Source organism: Neobacillus sp. KR4-4 (genome assembly GCF_042136325.1).
GTDB lineage: Bacteria > Bacillota > Bacilli > Bacillales > Cytobacillaceae > Neobacillus.
This window is the reverse complement of sequence record NZ_JBHHJU010000035.1, coordinates 11,225-24,992: the sequence shown is the minus strand read 5'-3', so window position 1 is coordinate 24,992 and position 13,768 is coordinate 11,225. Positions and strand designations below refer to the sequence as shown.

13 protein-coding genes, 1 tRNA gene and 1 pseudogene are annotated in these 13,768 nt (G+C 37.8%); 1 reads left to right on the top strand and 14 read right to left on the bottom strand.

The window, feature by feature from the left end; all coding sequences use genetic code 11:
• Positions 1-6: 6 nt before the first annotated feature.
• The 7 genes and pseudogenes from ACE198_RS24745 to ACE198_RS24715 form a co-directional block, all read right to left on the bottom strand.
• On the bottom strand, positions 7-708 hold the full coding sequence (locus ACE198_RS24745) for a YesL family protein (protein ID WP_180230011.1): 702 nt from the start codon (positions 706-708) through the stop codon (positions 7-9).
• Between the two features lie 22 nt (positions 709-730).
• Positions 731-1,645, bottom strand: a complete 915-nt coding sequence (locus ACE198_RS24740; RefSeq protein ID WP_098572274.1) for a carbohydrate ABC transporter permease — start codon at positions 1,643-1,645, stop codon at positions 731-733.
• Between the two features lie 44 nt (positions 1,646-1,689).
• Positions 1,690-2,580, bottom strand: coding sequence for an ABC transporter permease (locus tag ACE198_RS24735; RefSeq protein WP_098572273.1), 891 nt, complete (start codon positions 2,578-2,580; stop codon positions 1,690-1,692).
• 71 nt (positions 2,581-2,651) lie between these two features.
• A complete protein-coding gene (locus tag ACE198_RS24730) occupies positions 2,652-4,304 on the bottom strand; it encodes a type 2 periplasmic-binding domain-containing protein (protein WP_375377407.1) in 1,653 nt (550 codons plus the stop codon).
• 691 nt (positions 4,305-4,995) lie between these two features.
• Positions 4,996-5,699, bottom strand: a pseudogene (locus tag ACE198_RS24725) (SAM-dependent methyltransferase).
• Positions 5,700-5,783: 84 nt separating this feature from the next.
• Positions 5,784-5,945, bottom strand: a complete 162-nt coding sequence (locus ACE198_RS24720) for a hypothetical protein (RefSeq protein WP_375377406.1) — start codon at positions 5,943-5,945, stop codon at positions 5,784-5,786.
• Positions 5,946-6,133: 188 nt separating this feature from the next.
• Positions 6,134-6,215: transfer RNA gene (locus ACE198_RS24715), tRNA-OTHER, on the bottom strand.
• Positions 6,216-6,470: 255 nt separating this feature from the next.
• Here ACE198_RS24715 and ACE198_RS24710 point away from each other — a divergent pair.
• Positions 6,471-6,725, top strand: a complete 255-nt coding sequence (locus tag ACE198_RS24710; RefSeq protein WP_375377405.1) for a hypothetical protein — start codon at positions 6,471-6,473, stop codon at positions 6,723-6,725.
• A gap of 105 nt (positions 6,726-6,830) precedes the next feature.
• On the opposite strand, the gene ACE198_RS24705 is transcribed toward ACE198_RS24710, so the two are convergent.
• The 7 genes from ACE198_RS24705 to ACE198_RS24675 form a co-directional block, all read right to left on the bottom strand.
• Positions 6,831-7,043, bottom strand: coding sequence for a hypothetical protein (locus tag ACE198_RS24705; RefSeq protein WP_180230010.1), 213 nt, complete (start codon positions 7,041-7,043; stop codon positions 6,831-6,833).
• 189 nt (positions 7,044-7,232) lie between these two features.
• Positions 7,233-7,409 carry a hypothetical protein gene (locus ACE198_RS24700; protein WP_251456045.1) on the bottom strand — a complete coding sequence of 59 codons (177 nt, stop codon included), beginning with the start codon at positions 7,407-7,409 and terminating at the stop codon, positions 7,233-7,235.
• A gap of 6 nt (positions 7,410-7,415) precedes the next feature.
• Positions 7,416-7,625, bottom strand: coding sequence for an ATP-dependent DNA ligase (locus ACE198_RS24695; RefSeq protein WP_375377424.1), 210 nt, complete (start codon positions 7,623-7,625; stop codon positions 7,416-7,418).
• Positions 7,626-7,987: 362 nt separating this feature from the next.
• Entirely contained in the window at positions 7,988-8,479 is a 492-nt protein-coding gene (locus ACE198_RS24690) for a carbonic anhydrase (protein ID WP_375377404.1), read from the bottom strand.
• Between the two features lie 99 nt (positions 8,480-8,578).
• On the bottom strand, positions 8,579-8,944 hold the full coding sequence (locus ACE198_RS24685; protein WP_098572272.1) for a Na-translocating system protein MpsC family protein: 366 nt from the start codon (positions 8,942-8,944) through the stop codon (positions 8,579-8,581).
• Between the two features lie 181 nt (positions 8,945-9,125).
• Positions 9,126-11,738: a DUF2309 domain-containing protein gene (locus ACE198_RS24680; protein ID WP_375377403.1), complete on the bottom strand. Its 2,613-nt coding sequence runs from the start codon at positions 11,736-11,738 to the stop codon at positions 9,126-9,128.
• Positions 11,735-13,273: an NADH dehydrogenase subunit 5 gene (locus ACE198_RS24675; protein ID WP_375377423.1), complete on the bottom strand. Its 1,539-nt coding sequence runs from the start codon at positions 13,271-13,273 to the stop codon at positions 11,735-11,737. The genes ACE198_RS24680 and ACE198_RS24675 overlap by 4 nt, the downstream gene beginning before the upstream one ends.
• Positions 13,274-13,768: the final 495 nt, after the last annotated feature.

Here is a 13,768-nt window from a genome sequence, read left to right as displayed (position 1 = left end):
CTATCATTAATTGGTAAATAATTCTTGACTAGTTTGCCTCTTTTTCAATTCAGCTCTCATACTTTTCTCATAAAAATAAGTCGATAGAAGAGCGACCAACCCAGGCAAAATAAAGAGTAATAAAGGTGGAAAGACCATCCACATGATATAAGCAGCTGCGAATATCTCAAAAATCATAAGAAGCCCATTGAAAGGATATTTGAGCAATAACATCATGCTATTGCTTAAGTATGCCTTCAAAGGTAATTCCTGGTCGACAAGAAAACTATAAACGTACAGGAAGAAAAATGGGGTCACAATGGCCAGAGCATAAAAGAAGGTCGCCAATATAGGAGAAAGCCCTGCATAATACCTTATGGATAAGTAAAATACAGTTAATACTGCGGTATTAATAATCCCAAAGATCATACTTTTTACGTATTCCCTTGTGTAATACTTCCAGAAAAACTTAAAAAACGGAAGCTCATCGTAACCTTTTATATATTTTCTTGCCAGTGCCAAGGTTGTCACAGTCGCTGGGATTGCCACAAATGGAAAAAGGATTAGGCCTGTGATGCCCATCATATGAACGGTAGCTACATCAGGTGCCCCCCAGAGATACGCTCCTATTAATATATATGGGACATTTAAGAGCCACCAAATCCCCGTCAGTTTTAGAATCGTATAGAGCGAATTCATCAAATGGTTACTGTGTTGAAATAAGTTCATTTGCATGTCCCCTTAAAAAAGGCTATTCCTTAACAGAACCGATTACTAATCCGCTTGTAAAATATTTCTGTAAAAACGGATAGATTAATAGTACAGGAATTGTAGAAACCACAATCTTCGCGGCATTTAATGTTTGATTTGAAATTTCAGCTACAGCTTTTAATTGAGACACATCTGTAATTTTTGTTACGTCGATGTTTAGTTGTTGAATATATGTTTGCAATGGATAATTAGCCGCTTTGTTAATATAAAGCAAACCACTAAAGTAGTCATTCCAATGACCTACAATTGCAAAAAGTGAAATAGTGGCCAACGCTGGCAGTGAAATAGGTAAATAAACTTTGAATAAGACTTTTAATTTTGTCGCCCCATCCATAATTGCCGCTTCTTCCAATGAACTTGGAATACTCTTAAAAAAGTTCATAAGTAGGATAATGTTAAAGATTGGTACTGCACCTGGCAATACAAGCGACCAAATGGTATCAAGCAATCCTAAGCTCTTTACAACTAAGAACGTTGGGATCATCCCACCGGAAAAAAGCATTGCAAAAATTAATAAATTCATATAAATATTACGTGATCTAAATTGCTGCTTACTTTTTGATAATGGATAAGCCATCAAAATTGTTAACAACATATTAAGGGCCGTCCCTAGGACCACTCTTTCTACCGATATCATAAACGATCTCCAAAACTGTGTATCTCCTAAGAGAACTTTATAAGCACCGACATTAAAATTGACAGGCAGTAACCCCACTTCATTTGCTTGGGCCGCAACTCGGTCGCTAAAAGAGATAGATACCATGTTAAGTAAAGGTAATACACATAGGGCTGTCACTAATAAAAGAGTAACCCAGATACATATATCAGCAATCCGGCTTCCAAGTGGTTTAGAGCGTTTAGATATTTTCAACCCTCTCCCCCATGTAATAGCCATCTGACTGGAGACTGTTTTTGGTTTCATTGGATCTGTCCCTCCTTTTAAAAAATCCTCATGTTTGCAAGTTTTTTAGATAATTCGTTAGCTGATAAAATAAGGACGCAGCTTACCACTGATTTTAATAAGCCAATGGCTGTTGCAAAACTATATTGTTGACCTATGAGACCAATTCGGTAAACATAAGTATCAATGACATCCCCAGTTTCATAGACAATCGGATTATACAAGGCAAAAATCTGGTCAAAACCAGCGTTTAAGATGTTCCCCAAGTTGAGTGCAGTAATCAACATAATGGTTGGTAAAATACCTGGTAAGGTAACATGTAATAATTGCTTAAAACGATTCGCACCATCCATTGAAGATGCCTCATAAAGCCCTGGGTCAATCCCCGTTAACGCGGCCAAATAAACAATGGCACCATAGCCAAAACCTTTCCATACATCGGTTGAAACAATGATACTTCTAAACCACTCGTTGCTCCCTAGGAATAAAATTGGCTTATGTCCAAACGCCTGTAAGAAATTATTTACTGGTCCATGATAGTCAAAAATGTTTATAAAAACGGCTGCTAAAACGGCCCACGATAAAAAGTTTGGTAAATAAACAATCGTTTGAATCGATTTCTTTGCCCATTTCAATCTAATTTCGTTTAATAGTAAGGCAAATATAATGGGTACCAGCGTTCCTAGAATAATCTTACCAACTGCTATCACAAGAGTATTCCTTAGTATCTTCATACTATCTGGAATTTCAAGCATATATTTAAAGTTTTCAAAACCGACCCATTCGGATCCAAAAACACCTTTAGCAGGAACATAATCTTCAAATGCCATAATGATTCCAAACATTGGTATAAAACTAAAAATAATCAAAAAAATCATGCCTGGTGCCAACATTAGATGATACTCCAGCTGCCCACCACGTTTTTTCATGTCCATCGCACCCTCTTCTTAGAATAATGATTTTAAATGGGTACAAATCAAGATTTGTACCCATTTGTAGATTACTTTTCTTTAATGGCTTCCGAAACTTCTTTCGTAATTTCAGTACCGCCTGTTTTCTTCCAGTTTTCAACAAACTTATCAAAGTAATCTAAGTCTTTCTCACCTGTTACAATCTTTAAGAACGCCTCATCTTCTAACTTTGTTAAATTAGCCCATTTTAACTTCATGCTTTTGGTCTGGCCAAAGAAAACTGGATTTACCTCATTTATTTTTGTTTCAGCCATTAACTTACCCGCTACCACTCTGGAATTATAAGCACTCCATTGATTAGCGTCTGCCTTCGCTGGGTCTTTTAAATAATCTGTGATCTTTTGATAGGATGATAGATCATCTAGTGATAATGTTTTAGGATCTTTTTTACCTTCAATGGCAGCATTAATATTTTCATACATTTGTGCTGTTGCATCATTAAAGTTAACCATGATATTTACTGGTGCCCCACGGTCTCCGCCAAATTTAATGAAATCTACTACAGGCTGGTAATTACGGTCTTCTTGACGCAGCTTATCATCTAATGCACTAACTAATTTAGGAAGTACTTCTGGATGTTTAAAACCTTTTCTTACAACATAGAATTCAGATGCCGGGTTTTGTGTATAAGCTGTGATGGTGCCACTACCATCTTTTGAAATGATAAATGGTGCCCATTCAGCATTTGGATTTTTCTGTTTGGCAGAATTCAAAGGATAATCTGGGGTCCACCATGGTCCAAAGTACGCACCTGTCTGACCTCCAATGATCAAATCTTCAATACTTTTACGTACTGCTATTTGAGGATCGATTAGACCTTTTTTGTACCAATCAGCCAGTTTGCCTAACCCTTGTTTTGTTTCTTCTGTAATTGATCCATAAACTACCTTGCCATCTTGTTCAATCCATTGACGCGGGAATGAATCATAAGTTTGAAGGATATTGTCCGCTTGGAACAGTGATCCGTACATTCCACCAATACTTGGGGATAGCGCTAAACCTACTGTAATTCCTTTCCCATTACCACCTGGATCTTTTTGGGTAAATTCAGTTAAGATTTTCTCTACGTCATCCAACGTCTTTGGTCCTTTTAAGCCAAGCTTATCCAACCAATCTTGGCGGAGCCAAAGCATAGTTGGGATGTTTGCATTTTGTGTTGATGGCAGGGCCATTAGTTTACCATCGAATGTAGCAGCTTCCAATGCACGACCATCGTATGAATCATACATATCTTTTACTAAGTCAGAAGTACTTGATTCATACACATCTGTTAGATCGGCAATTAATTCATTATCGACCAACTGACGTAATGTTGCAGCATCAACAGCCATAATGTCAGGTATATCACCTGATGCAACAGCCATGGAAACTTTCTGTTTGTAGGCATCTCCATCTTGTGCCTCAAACTTATTTTTACTTTGAATATTAAGCGTTTCCTTTAAGTATTTTGTATAAGCATTGTCTTCGTATGTTTGTCCTGGAGGTAATTTTGCAATACCAGGTGTGGACTTCCCTACCGTATAATTGACTGTTTCTTTATATTTCCCGAATGGTTTTAATTCTTCTTTGGTGGCTATTGGTTTTGTATCTGTATCTCTAGAAGAACTTGAGCCAACCGAGCATCCTGCCAAAATTCCAAATGACATCATGGTTACTGCAGCAATTGAAAAAACTTTTTTCATGATTGTTTCCTCCAACTCATTGTTTCAAATCAGTTAACTAAACTGCTAGCTTTTTAGAGAATCTTCCCTTAAATCTAATAGAAAAAATTTGCGGTATTCAACTTAGTCCAATAATGTACCGCTTACAAAGCTTCATAAAAATAACACTAGTACAAATGTAATGGATTTAACTTTATCATTCGGTTCCCCCTTACTATGTATTTATAAGTTAATTATGATTCTAAAACCCCATTCAGGAAACCGTTTCCATCATAGAGAAGGTGTCTTATATTACGAACATCTCTACCTCGTTTTCCCATAAAAAGGATTTAGTGTTTTTTATTAAATTTAATAGAGATAAAAAACTCCTTTTTTTATTCGTTTCTAGTAGGAATTGTAAAAAACATAAAATTTTACATAAGAAAAAGCCTCCAAACTATGTAATTTGAAGGCTTTGAATAAACTTAGGTTTCTTGGGGTTCAAATACATACACTTGATGAATGAAATGCTTTAATGCATAATACGCTCTTCTGTAAAACAGTCATTCCATAAAAGATTGTATTTCCTATTTCCCAAGGTCTTGTGGTTATACAAGTAATACTGCCCCAAATAAGTAAAAGACCGCCGTAGCGATCTTGACTTTAACTCCCATATTTTTAGTAAGATGTGTTTTTAAAAATGGGCAACGCTTACACGTTACCCCTTTCTTTTCTAAGCTTTTTTTATTTTTAACATCGAGTTAGCATTTTTCTGAAATTCATATGGTACTTTGACTTCTTCAACCATACAGCCATTGTCAGTCAAATAACCTATTATTTCATCTAATTTCTCGTATCTGTTTCCCTGTAAATCAACTAAAGGAAAAATTCGAACTTCCTCTTTCGTTATCCTTAAGAACTCAGTTAACGGTTCGATGTGAATTGATAATCTAAACGATCCGCATACATAAATAGAAAATGTGCAGATAGAAGAATATCAAATTGTTCATCCTTAAACGGTAAAATAGGTAGAGGAACGGGAATGTATCTTTCTCTGGATTCTATCATATGGTTGGTACAATCTTGTAAGGCACTTAAACGATTATTTCTAAGTCCTTCTATATCCTTGAAATAATCCCATTTATAATTGTTATGGGCTTTTTCCATATGCTCCATCGCGTGTTCAATATCCTGAAGACCTTTATTTTTTAGGTCTTCACCTGAGTGATAATAAGCAATATCGCACGCTGTTACATCTAAATCTGATTTGTTACCAACAGCAGTATATGAACAAGCTCCTGCTGGACAATCAAATATTTTCTTTCCTTTTAGTTCTTCCTCTGAAAGAGAAAACATATCAAAATACTCTTCGAATGTTCTCCCAATAAAAACAATTCTTTCTAAACCGAACTTTATACTCTGCTCTACATTACTCAACTAAACTCACCTCATCAAAAAGCATTACATTCCCAGTTTCATAACCAAGTTGGTTCCTATAATTATTTTGCTGTGACCTTTAAATTATCCTTGAATTGTAGGTTTTGCCAAACCCTCAGTTTGTTTGAAGGCCATAAATCGCTCAAACATTTCAAACAGAGTCATCTTTTGCTCAGTTTGTTTGAACCGTTTAATATTCTGATTACTTCTTGAACCTTTTCGCTGAGTTTTCCTTACGGGTTGCATAAAAAAATCCACCCTTCTTACAAGAATTTGGTGGATTTGACACACTGGTACACACAAAATCAGTCGCACTTGTACTATGTAATTTTTAGAAAAAATACTGGTGACTTTTTAACTTTAACTCATTTTTCAAACAGTCGGTAAAACAAAGATGAAAAACAGTCGAAACCCTTGATATATCTGGGTTTAGTTGGCGGGACTGCGTGGGAATCGAACCCACCAGACCTGGCACGCAGGTCTCAAGCAGTTTTGAAGACCACGTAATACAATCCGCTTAATCATTCCGTTCAATCAGCGTTAACCTCAACGTTCAATCAACGCTTTACACAGTTTTCGGTCAATCACCGTTACAGTTTTCGTTCGTCCTTTACGGTCTTATAATAGTTGAAAGGTAGCGAAAATGTCAAGATTCGAAAACCGTACGCCAACGATGTCCGCAAATATAAAAATTTTGAATTCGCTAGTTTGCATTTACACAAAAAGTATAAAATTGTAAAATTAACCAAAAGAGTGTTGGAGGGGATTCGCATGTCAAACGCATTAAAATGGGCGGGCTATTTCGCCATTATTACCGGAATCATCATCGCCATTTACCTTATTACTTCGTTAAAGGTAATCGACATAAACGCAATTGACTATCAATCACCGCACCCTTATCGCTGGCTATACGCTTCCCTAGTCCTCGCAGTCACAATGCCAACCGGTCTAATGTCGGTCGCTGCCTCGAGCAGTCGAAAAGAAATTCACCGACTACACATACGACGCGAAAGAACGGAAAAATGAATCGTATTGGCGTACCTGCCGTGGCTTTTTTAGCTGAAATAGTTACTCTCGGTTTTCTTGGTTTGAAATATCCTATTTCGTTTCACCCCAATAAAAAACACCCGATTATTCGGATGCGTACTTAATTATTCCATGTAAATAAACCGAGTATTCTCGCTGTATACACTCTCTTAACTTGATTTTTCCTTCACTTTCTAATTCTCCAACCCATTCTTCAATCTTTTTTTCATCTTCTTTTGTAGCCTTAGGAATCTCTGTTGAAAAGAAATTACCTCGACTTGCTTTGTGTAGATTTTTTAATAAACCAACTTTATTCATTGGGTCATCCCCTTTATCTATAATTTTCGACATAAAGGAGGTTTTCTCCTTTGATACCAATAATTTTCTCGAGTTTTCTTATTCAGCTAACGAGTGCTTTGTTAAATAAGATGTCATCAAAAAATTCCTTTTTCTTTTGGTAAATTATCAAGGTTATTGTATAACAGATCTTTAAAAAAGAGTAGGTCGTTAAACCCACTCTACAAAACTAGGCAGCCGTAATAAGCCAGCTTTAGTTAGATTTCGGTATTTCACACGTAAACCAATCGGAGCAATATACGCAAAATCATCTGTTTCCTTTATGATTGGAGCGCGATACACTTTCGCTTTTTCACGCGTTAGCACACCGAGTTCCATCACGCCCATGTATTTTCAATCAGTGTCAGCTAATTGCCAGCCGAAATCCTTCGGTTGCTTACGGTAGCCAACAACGATTATATCAGCGTACTGGTAATTGATAACCTTCAGCCAGGAGTGCGATCTCTTGCCGACTTCGTAACGTGAATCTTTGCGTTTTAGAACAATTCCTTCGAGGTCTTGCGTATGTACAAACCCTAATTTATTAAAGGTAAAAGAACTTATGAAGAAATAGTTAGTAAATATCCTGAATATAAGTAGTCTTTTACAATATTAAACAATTTATTGTTGTATCTTCTCGTAGAAAAGGGAAATAAACTTGTACATAGGGCTTCCTTCGGGAAGTCTTTTTTTTTGTAAGCAATATTAAATAAAAATAACATAAAAAAAGGAATACAGCCACCGTTTAAGGTGACTGCTTAATGAGCGAACACTTAATTTATCAACTTTTTTGGCAAGTAAGATATGTATAAAAAATCTATCATTGAATGCCTCTTTAGATATTAAAATAAAAAATAAAATGTCCATTTTCTTTTAATTTGAGGAATTAAGACTCTGATTTCATTAATATTTAGGTAAATAGTTTCTTAGACAATTCCAGATAGCTTTTCATTCTCCATTTTAATAAATAATTCATTGACCTTTACATGCGACGGAAGCAGCGGATGATGGCGAATGATGTGGACTGTTTTTTGGACACCATCCATTAAAGTTTTTCCTCCCTGTAACCATTCACTTACCGTACCCCTAGGAAATTCCGGCTTGGTATTACTAAAAAGATAATCCAGTGTTTGAATCTTATCCTTTAATTTTTTGTTTTTATTAATTTTGATCAGTATATCCTCAGTGTTCTTTTGATAATCATCTGTGAAGGCAACAACGATTTCTTCAACATTTTCCTGAAAGACCGTAATGATTATGTCCCTCACTAATTCGTCGAAGGGGTGTGAAATGACCAGTTGATTTCTTTGCAAGATAATCATATTTTCCTGATTGTTGGTTTCTTCTTTAATAAAACGTTCTAATTTATGATCCATACCAATCACATATAGTACTTTTTTCTTTTCATCTCTAGACATCAAATTCACCTCATTATTAATTTGTATTGTACTCTAAATAAGATTCTGATGCTTTCCTTTAGAAAAAGATATTTAAGCCTTGAATATATCCTTTTATTTCTAACATAATTTGCTTTGCAGATTGCTGGAAAGCTTAAAGACCATTGATCGTTCTCCAGTATGCGTACTAATATCGGTGTGAAAACTAATTACTTCTTCGCCTGTTATCGTTAAGATAATTTCCTTTAAATCAGCCAGACCGGATTCCACTAAACTGTTGCGATATTCTTTTACTGATAACAATCCTTCTTTATCCCGACATACTTCATATTCTGCAGGAGTTAAAATAGCTCCAAGAATCACAATCACCATATCCCGTAATATATCTGATTTAACTGATACGGAGCCTCGTCCAAGATAATTTTTCTCCCAATGTGTTAAAGCTTTGCTTATTTCAGCTTCAAGAATTCCTTTTGATTTTTCCATACCGATTCCTTTTCCTTTATTCAAAGTTACATTCATAGATGGCCAAACATTGCCTATAATATTCAAAAAACAATCTATTTTATCAACGTAACACTATCTTTTAGAAAGCTATTTACCATTGCTTTAAGAACTGAAAAGAAAAGCAGCCCAATCAAGCACATTATATAAAAACCAGGAATTGTTAAGACCAACTCTCCCAGTGTCCTTCCGGGTCAATGGATGCAAGCCGAATCCATCCGTTTTTCACTTTTTGCTGAAAGGCATGATCGTGATCGAGCATCCTTTTTACATATTCCTTTGGCGCTTGGATGACCACCAGCAAACGTAGTGGCTCATGATATGCCTCTTCATCTGATTTCATCACAGATTGCCAGGGAAGTCCGGATAGTAAGTCACTAGCGTTCCCTTGCATGACCCCGAGCCCAGCTGTCAAGGTTTGGGTTGTTTTATTCCCGCTTCCATAATAATGAGGGGCAACAGTAGATGCATAATATTGCAGGTTAATCCATTGAGCTACCGTTGCAGGTCCGGAAATAATGTTTGCTAGAATATGACCGTTTTTATCCTTCTTCCAGTTATAATTATTGAGGAAAACTCTTCCACCCAGATTGCAACCTTGGGTCAGCCAACGTTCCCCGATGATAAACGCAGCGTTGCGCGCTAAACCCCATTCCGGACGCACCTCACTCCAATCTTCTGAAAGTCGTTGAGCCTCAGCCGTTGGACTTTTAAGATGGGGTCCGATATTTGGCAATTGCGGAATCCTCTCAGAATTGGCTTCCTCACTCACCTTTGGCAACTCGGCCTGGACACGATTAAATGCTTTCTTAGCTTCATCTGATAGTTCTGGAATGTAAATCCAACGCAATTCATCAAGTGTGGTAATATGCTCAGCAGCTGCAAAAACAGTATCTTTAGGAATAATTATTCCCTCTGTTTCGAGGCTCTTCCTTACGTTTGGCAGATTGCACAATGCTGCCAGCACTCTTGCATTGAATCCGCTTGAGGCTCCTCCACATGCACCGCAGTCGAGTGCGGAACTATATGGATTGTTCGTGCTGTGACTTCCATGGCCGCAAATAACCACTAGTGGTGCAAAATGATCGGTGAGCCCCATCATTATTAGTGCCTGCCTTACGTAGTGTACTTTTTCTTTCACCGAAAAGCCAGTTGGCATAGCTTTTTCAAATGTTTGCGTATGGTCAAGCAAGAGTTCCGTAGATGGTTTATGTAGCCATCTTTCGTGCAATTTCCTTAATGTCCGGCCTGCACTCCTAGGTACAAAGCTGCGAGCGAGAGATTGCAAGCTGAGCCAAGGACCGCTAATTTCCGGCAATACCATACTGGAAATCAGATTATGTTTCATCGCATTAAATGTATAACCTATTGAATTGACTGCATGATGCCGTTGTTGATAGGATTCAGACTCCGGTGAAAACTCTTGTATTTTGTATTGTGGTTTAAACATTACAGGCAAAGAGTTATGCGTATGGTTACTGCCAAGCTCGTAGGTTTCTATCGGTAATCCGAAAAAGCCTGCTGTTCCAAAAGTCTTAAATTCTCCTCCTTTTTCAAGTTTGCGGCGAAAAGGCTCTGAACGAACATCAATACAAAATACAAACTGAGCCAGTGCTGGCTTTATGTTTTCACCCTCTTCTGCCGTCTGTTGGGATATAAGCATCTTCTTTAATTGGTCCTCATATGTTTTTTCCCATGCTTCAAGCCATAGTCGATTGCGTTGAATCTTATCAAAACGATATGCAAAGGTCAAACATGCCTTTATTTCTGTAGACGATAACTGAGACCAAGCATTGATTGACAGGTTCCCCCATTCGGCCCAGGCCGTAATCAATGGTTCTAAATGTACTTTATTATTTCTTTTTTCAGGCAAGGGAAGAAAGGGTTTAACTAAAGCCCATTCCATCGATATTCGGACGGCTAGATACTCAAGTAGTAGCGAACTTTCTTCGGTCGATTGCTGCGAACGCCAAAGCATCATGCCACTCCAGCCCGGTAATGCAAGGAAATGGCCTTCAAAATATTCTTGAATTTCTGAAAATCGAATTTCTAGTGCGAACAAAACTTCCATTAATGCAGCATCAGCTTCTTCCGGCAAATCACTTAATTGTTTACGGACCTTACGGCTAAGTGCCGGGTCGTGCTGGACTAATTTCCGCCACGCACGATAGAAACCTTCTTCACGATTTGGCATCGACCAGACAGCTTGAGACTCATCAAGAAACAATTTACACCACTTGATAATATTGCAGTTAAGATCGTGAGCTGCATTTACCCTTCCCAGCTGTTCCAAGCGTTGACTATAGGTTTTGACCGAATGTTTTTCGGTCATTTGGGATGTAAAACGGTTTAGTTTTCTTGCCATACTTTTTAACTTAGGTTCTTCCATAGTGCTGGAAGGTAGTTGCTTTTGCATTAGTGCAGCTCGGCAGAACCGCTCTGCGACCTCATACGGCAACTCCAAAGATTGTGTGTTTAGCCAATGTTGAAGTCCATTTTCTAAAAAATCCTGATGAATCTCGCCTCGTTCCCAAGCAGATTGAAATACGGAGTCATTGGGATAGATATCTATATCACAAGTATCTTTGAGCCAGTAAGCCGTTTTTTCAAACGTTTGTCCCTCCAAGCCTACCCAGGGGTTACGTGCTGCAAATGTGTTAATTGGCCCGAGCGGTACAATAACCCTGCTGGCGGATTTCACTAAGTCAATAAGATTAATATCAAGACTACCAGGCAGCTTTTCCCAATGTAATGTTTTTGCTAATGTTGTATTCATCGTAAATGACCTCCTCTAAAGAATGATTGTGTCAAATACTTAGGATGACTTTCTATCAAATTATTTTGAGGCTCACCCAATCGTACAAGCCAAAGATAAATAACAAAATAGGCAGCTGATGAACGATTACGAGCAAGCCATACACCTACAGCACTTCCGGCCAATAAAATAATCAGAAGGAAAATTGCCGCCGGTTCCGGTGGTTGCATTCCCTTCGGGATTGAATTTTGTAATACACCATAAAAAGCATCATGTACGAAATGATATACAATTGCCGCTACTGCAAATAAAGAAAATCCTGCAATCCGCGCGATATGTCCAGAACCAGAAGCCACGAGCTGGGTCCAGGCTAATGAAACTGACCACCCTAAGGTAAGAGCGCTTATGATTTGATAATTCTCTCCAGATGAAGATAGCCAAAGACCAATTGCCACCAGGAGGCCTAAAATCCCTCCTGTGATTGTCCATAATAATGACAATGGCTGGTTTGACCCTGATGTTGGCTTCTTGTGATGTTGAAGCGTAGAGCCAGCCTGTAAGAAAAGAGTTGACTTAAATAGACCATGTAAGACAGCGTGGATAATCGCAGCCAAAAAAGCACCTAATGCACATTGGATTAACATAAACCCCATCTGTGCAATCGTAGACCCAACAAGCTGTCGTTTATAATCAACCTGGACCAGCATAATTCCGGTACCTGTCATGACTGAAACACTAGACACTAAAAGTAAAACGATTTGGGGAATATCTCCACTAAAAAGCGGAGAGAACCGAGTCAAGATAATTCCGCCAGCATTCACTAATCCCGCATGCATTACCGCGGATACAGGAGTGGGAGCTACTACTGAATTCAATAGCCAGCGTTGGAAAGGCCACTGTGCTGCCGGAATTACGACAGCCAAGATTAGCATCAGACTAATACAAGTCCTTTCCCATAAATCAAGCTGTGTAAGACTGTTTTTTGTGAGGACAAACGACAACTGCCAATGCCCAGTGGATTGGGTAACCCAGATGACAACTCCAAACAGTATAAGCCAGCTTATTGCAAATAGTCGTCCTGATTGTTTAGCTGCGTTTCTAGCAACACTCCACTCCTTTTTTAATCTTATCAGTAGTGTTAGCCCCAGGAGTGTAACCCCCCAGCAAATCAGCAACAGGCGAAGATCATTACTTAGCCAAACAACTGAATCAGCAGTAGTAGTAATAGTCAGCAAGGCAAAATATTTTCGATAGGAACGATCACCAAGGAAGTAACGAACAGAATAGCACTGCACGATAAAACCGATGGTAAGGACAAACAATACCAGCATCCATGATAAGGAATCAAGCCACCAGGGCCCATAAATTATGGTCTCCTTGGTAGTAACAAGGACCATTAGGGCAGCCAGTGGAGGCAACAATGTGATACCGATGTGAAGCCGAACAAAAGACAGTGGAACCCTTGGATATAACAGGAACAGTGCACTAAGCACCGATATCGCAAGTAATACAAAAAATATTTCTGGCAGGGAATTTAACATTTTACTTCCCTCCATCGGTGGATAGAATAAACCAACATTATGAAAATATGACTTTGACCGATTTCCTTCATTACGCTGCATTCCTTTCTGTTTTATAAAAAACAAAAAAACCGACAATTTTTAAGCATAATGGTCAAAACCATTAGACTTTGAAAATTGTCGGTTTACTTTTAACTGGCCATTCAGGCCTTTTAATAGTCTACCTAATTATGTAATATAGTATTCATACCTAAAGAGGTATATTTACAGATTACCCTTTTGTTATAGATTTACTTTTTCATTGAATCAATAGATAGTTATTAACCTTATGCTAAAGTAATCTATTTAGTTAGGGAAACATTTAATCAATTTATTTATGAAATGAATTTTACTATTAATGAAAAATTATGTCAAGTTGTAATTTGGTTCAAACTTACTGGGTCTCCGAGTAATTCATCCTATCCATTTACTTTATTCAGAGTAAATCTACAAAAACCTTGTTAAATCAACGTTTTTGGCGGGACTGCCTGG

Coding starts and splice junctions, on each gene's coding strand:
- ACE198_RS24740 (WP_098572274.1), bottom strand. CDS start 1,645: ATGGCTATTACATGGGGGAGAGGGTTGAAAATATCTAAACGCTCTAAA.
- ACE198_RS24690 (WP_375377404.1), bottom strand. CDS start 8,479: ATGTCTAGAGATGAAAAGAAAAAAGTACTATATGTGATTGGTATGGAT.
- ACE198_RS24680 (WP_375377403.1), bottom strand. CDS start 11,738: ATGAATACAACATTAGCAAAAACATTACATTGGGAAAAGCTGCCTGGT.
- ACE198_RS24720 (WP_375377406.1), bottom strand. CDS start 5,945: ATGCAACCCGTAAGGAAAACTCAGCGAAAAGGTTCAAGAAGTAATCAG.
- ACE198_RS24705 (WP_180230010.1), bottom strand. CDS start 7,043: ATGAATAAAGTTGGTTTATTAAAAAATCTACACAAAGCAAGTCGAGGT.
- ACE198_RS24685 (WP_098572272.1), bottom strand. CDS start 8,944: ATGGAAAAATCAAAAGGAATTCTTGAAGCTGAAATAAGCAAAGCTTTA.
- ACE198_RS24675 (WP_375377423.1), bottom strand. CDS start 13,273: ATGGAGGGAAGTAAAATGTTAAATTCCCTGCCAGAAATATTTTTTGTA.
- ACE198_RS24700 (WP_251456045.1), bottom strand. CDS start 7,409: ATGGGCGTGATGGAACTCGGTGTGCTAACGCGTGAAAAAGCGAAAGTG.
- ACE198_RS24730 (WP_375377407.1), bottom strand. CDS start 4,304: ATGAAAAAAGTTTTTTCAATTGCTGCAGTAACCATGATGTCATTTGGA.
- ACE198_RS24735 (WP_098572273.1), bottom strand. CDS start 2,580: ATGAAAAAACGTGGTGGGCAGCTGGAGTATCATCTAATGTTGGCACCA.
- ACE198_RS24710 (WP_375377405.1), top strand. CDS start 6,471: ATGTCAAACGCATTAAAATGGGCGGGCTATTTCGCCATTATTACCGGA.
- ACE198_RS24745 (WP_180230011.1), bottom strand. CDS start 708: ATGAACTTATTTCAACACAGTAACCATTTGATGAATTCGCTCTATACG.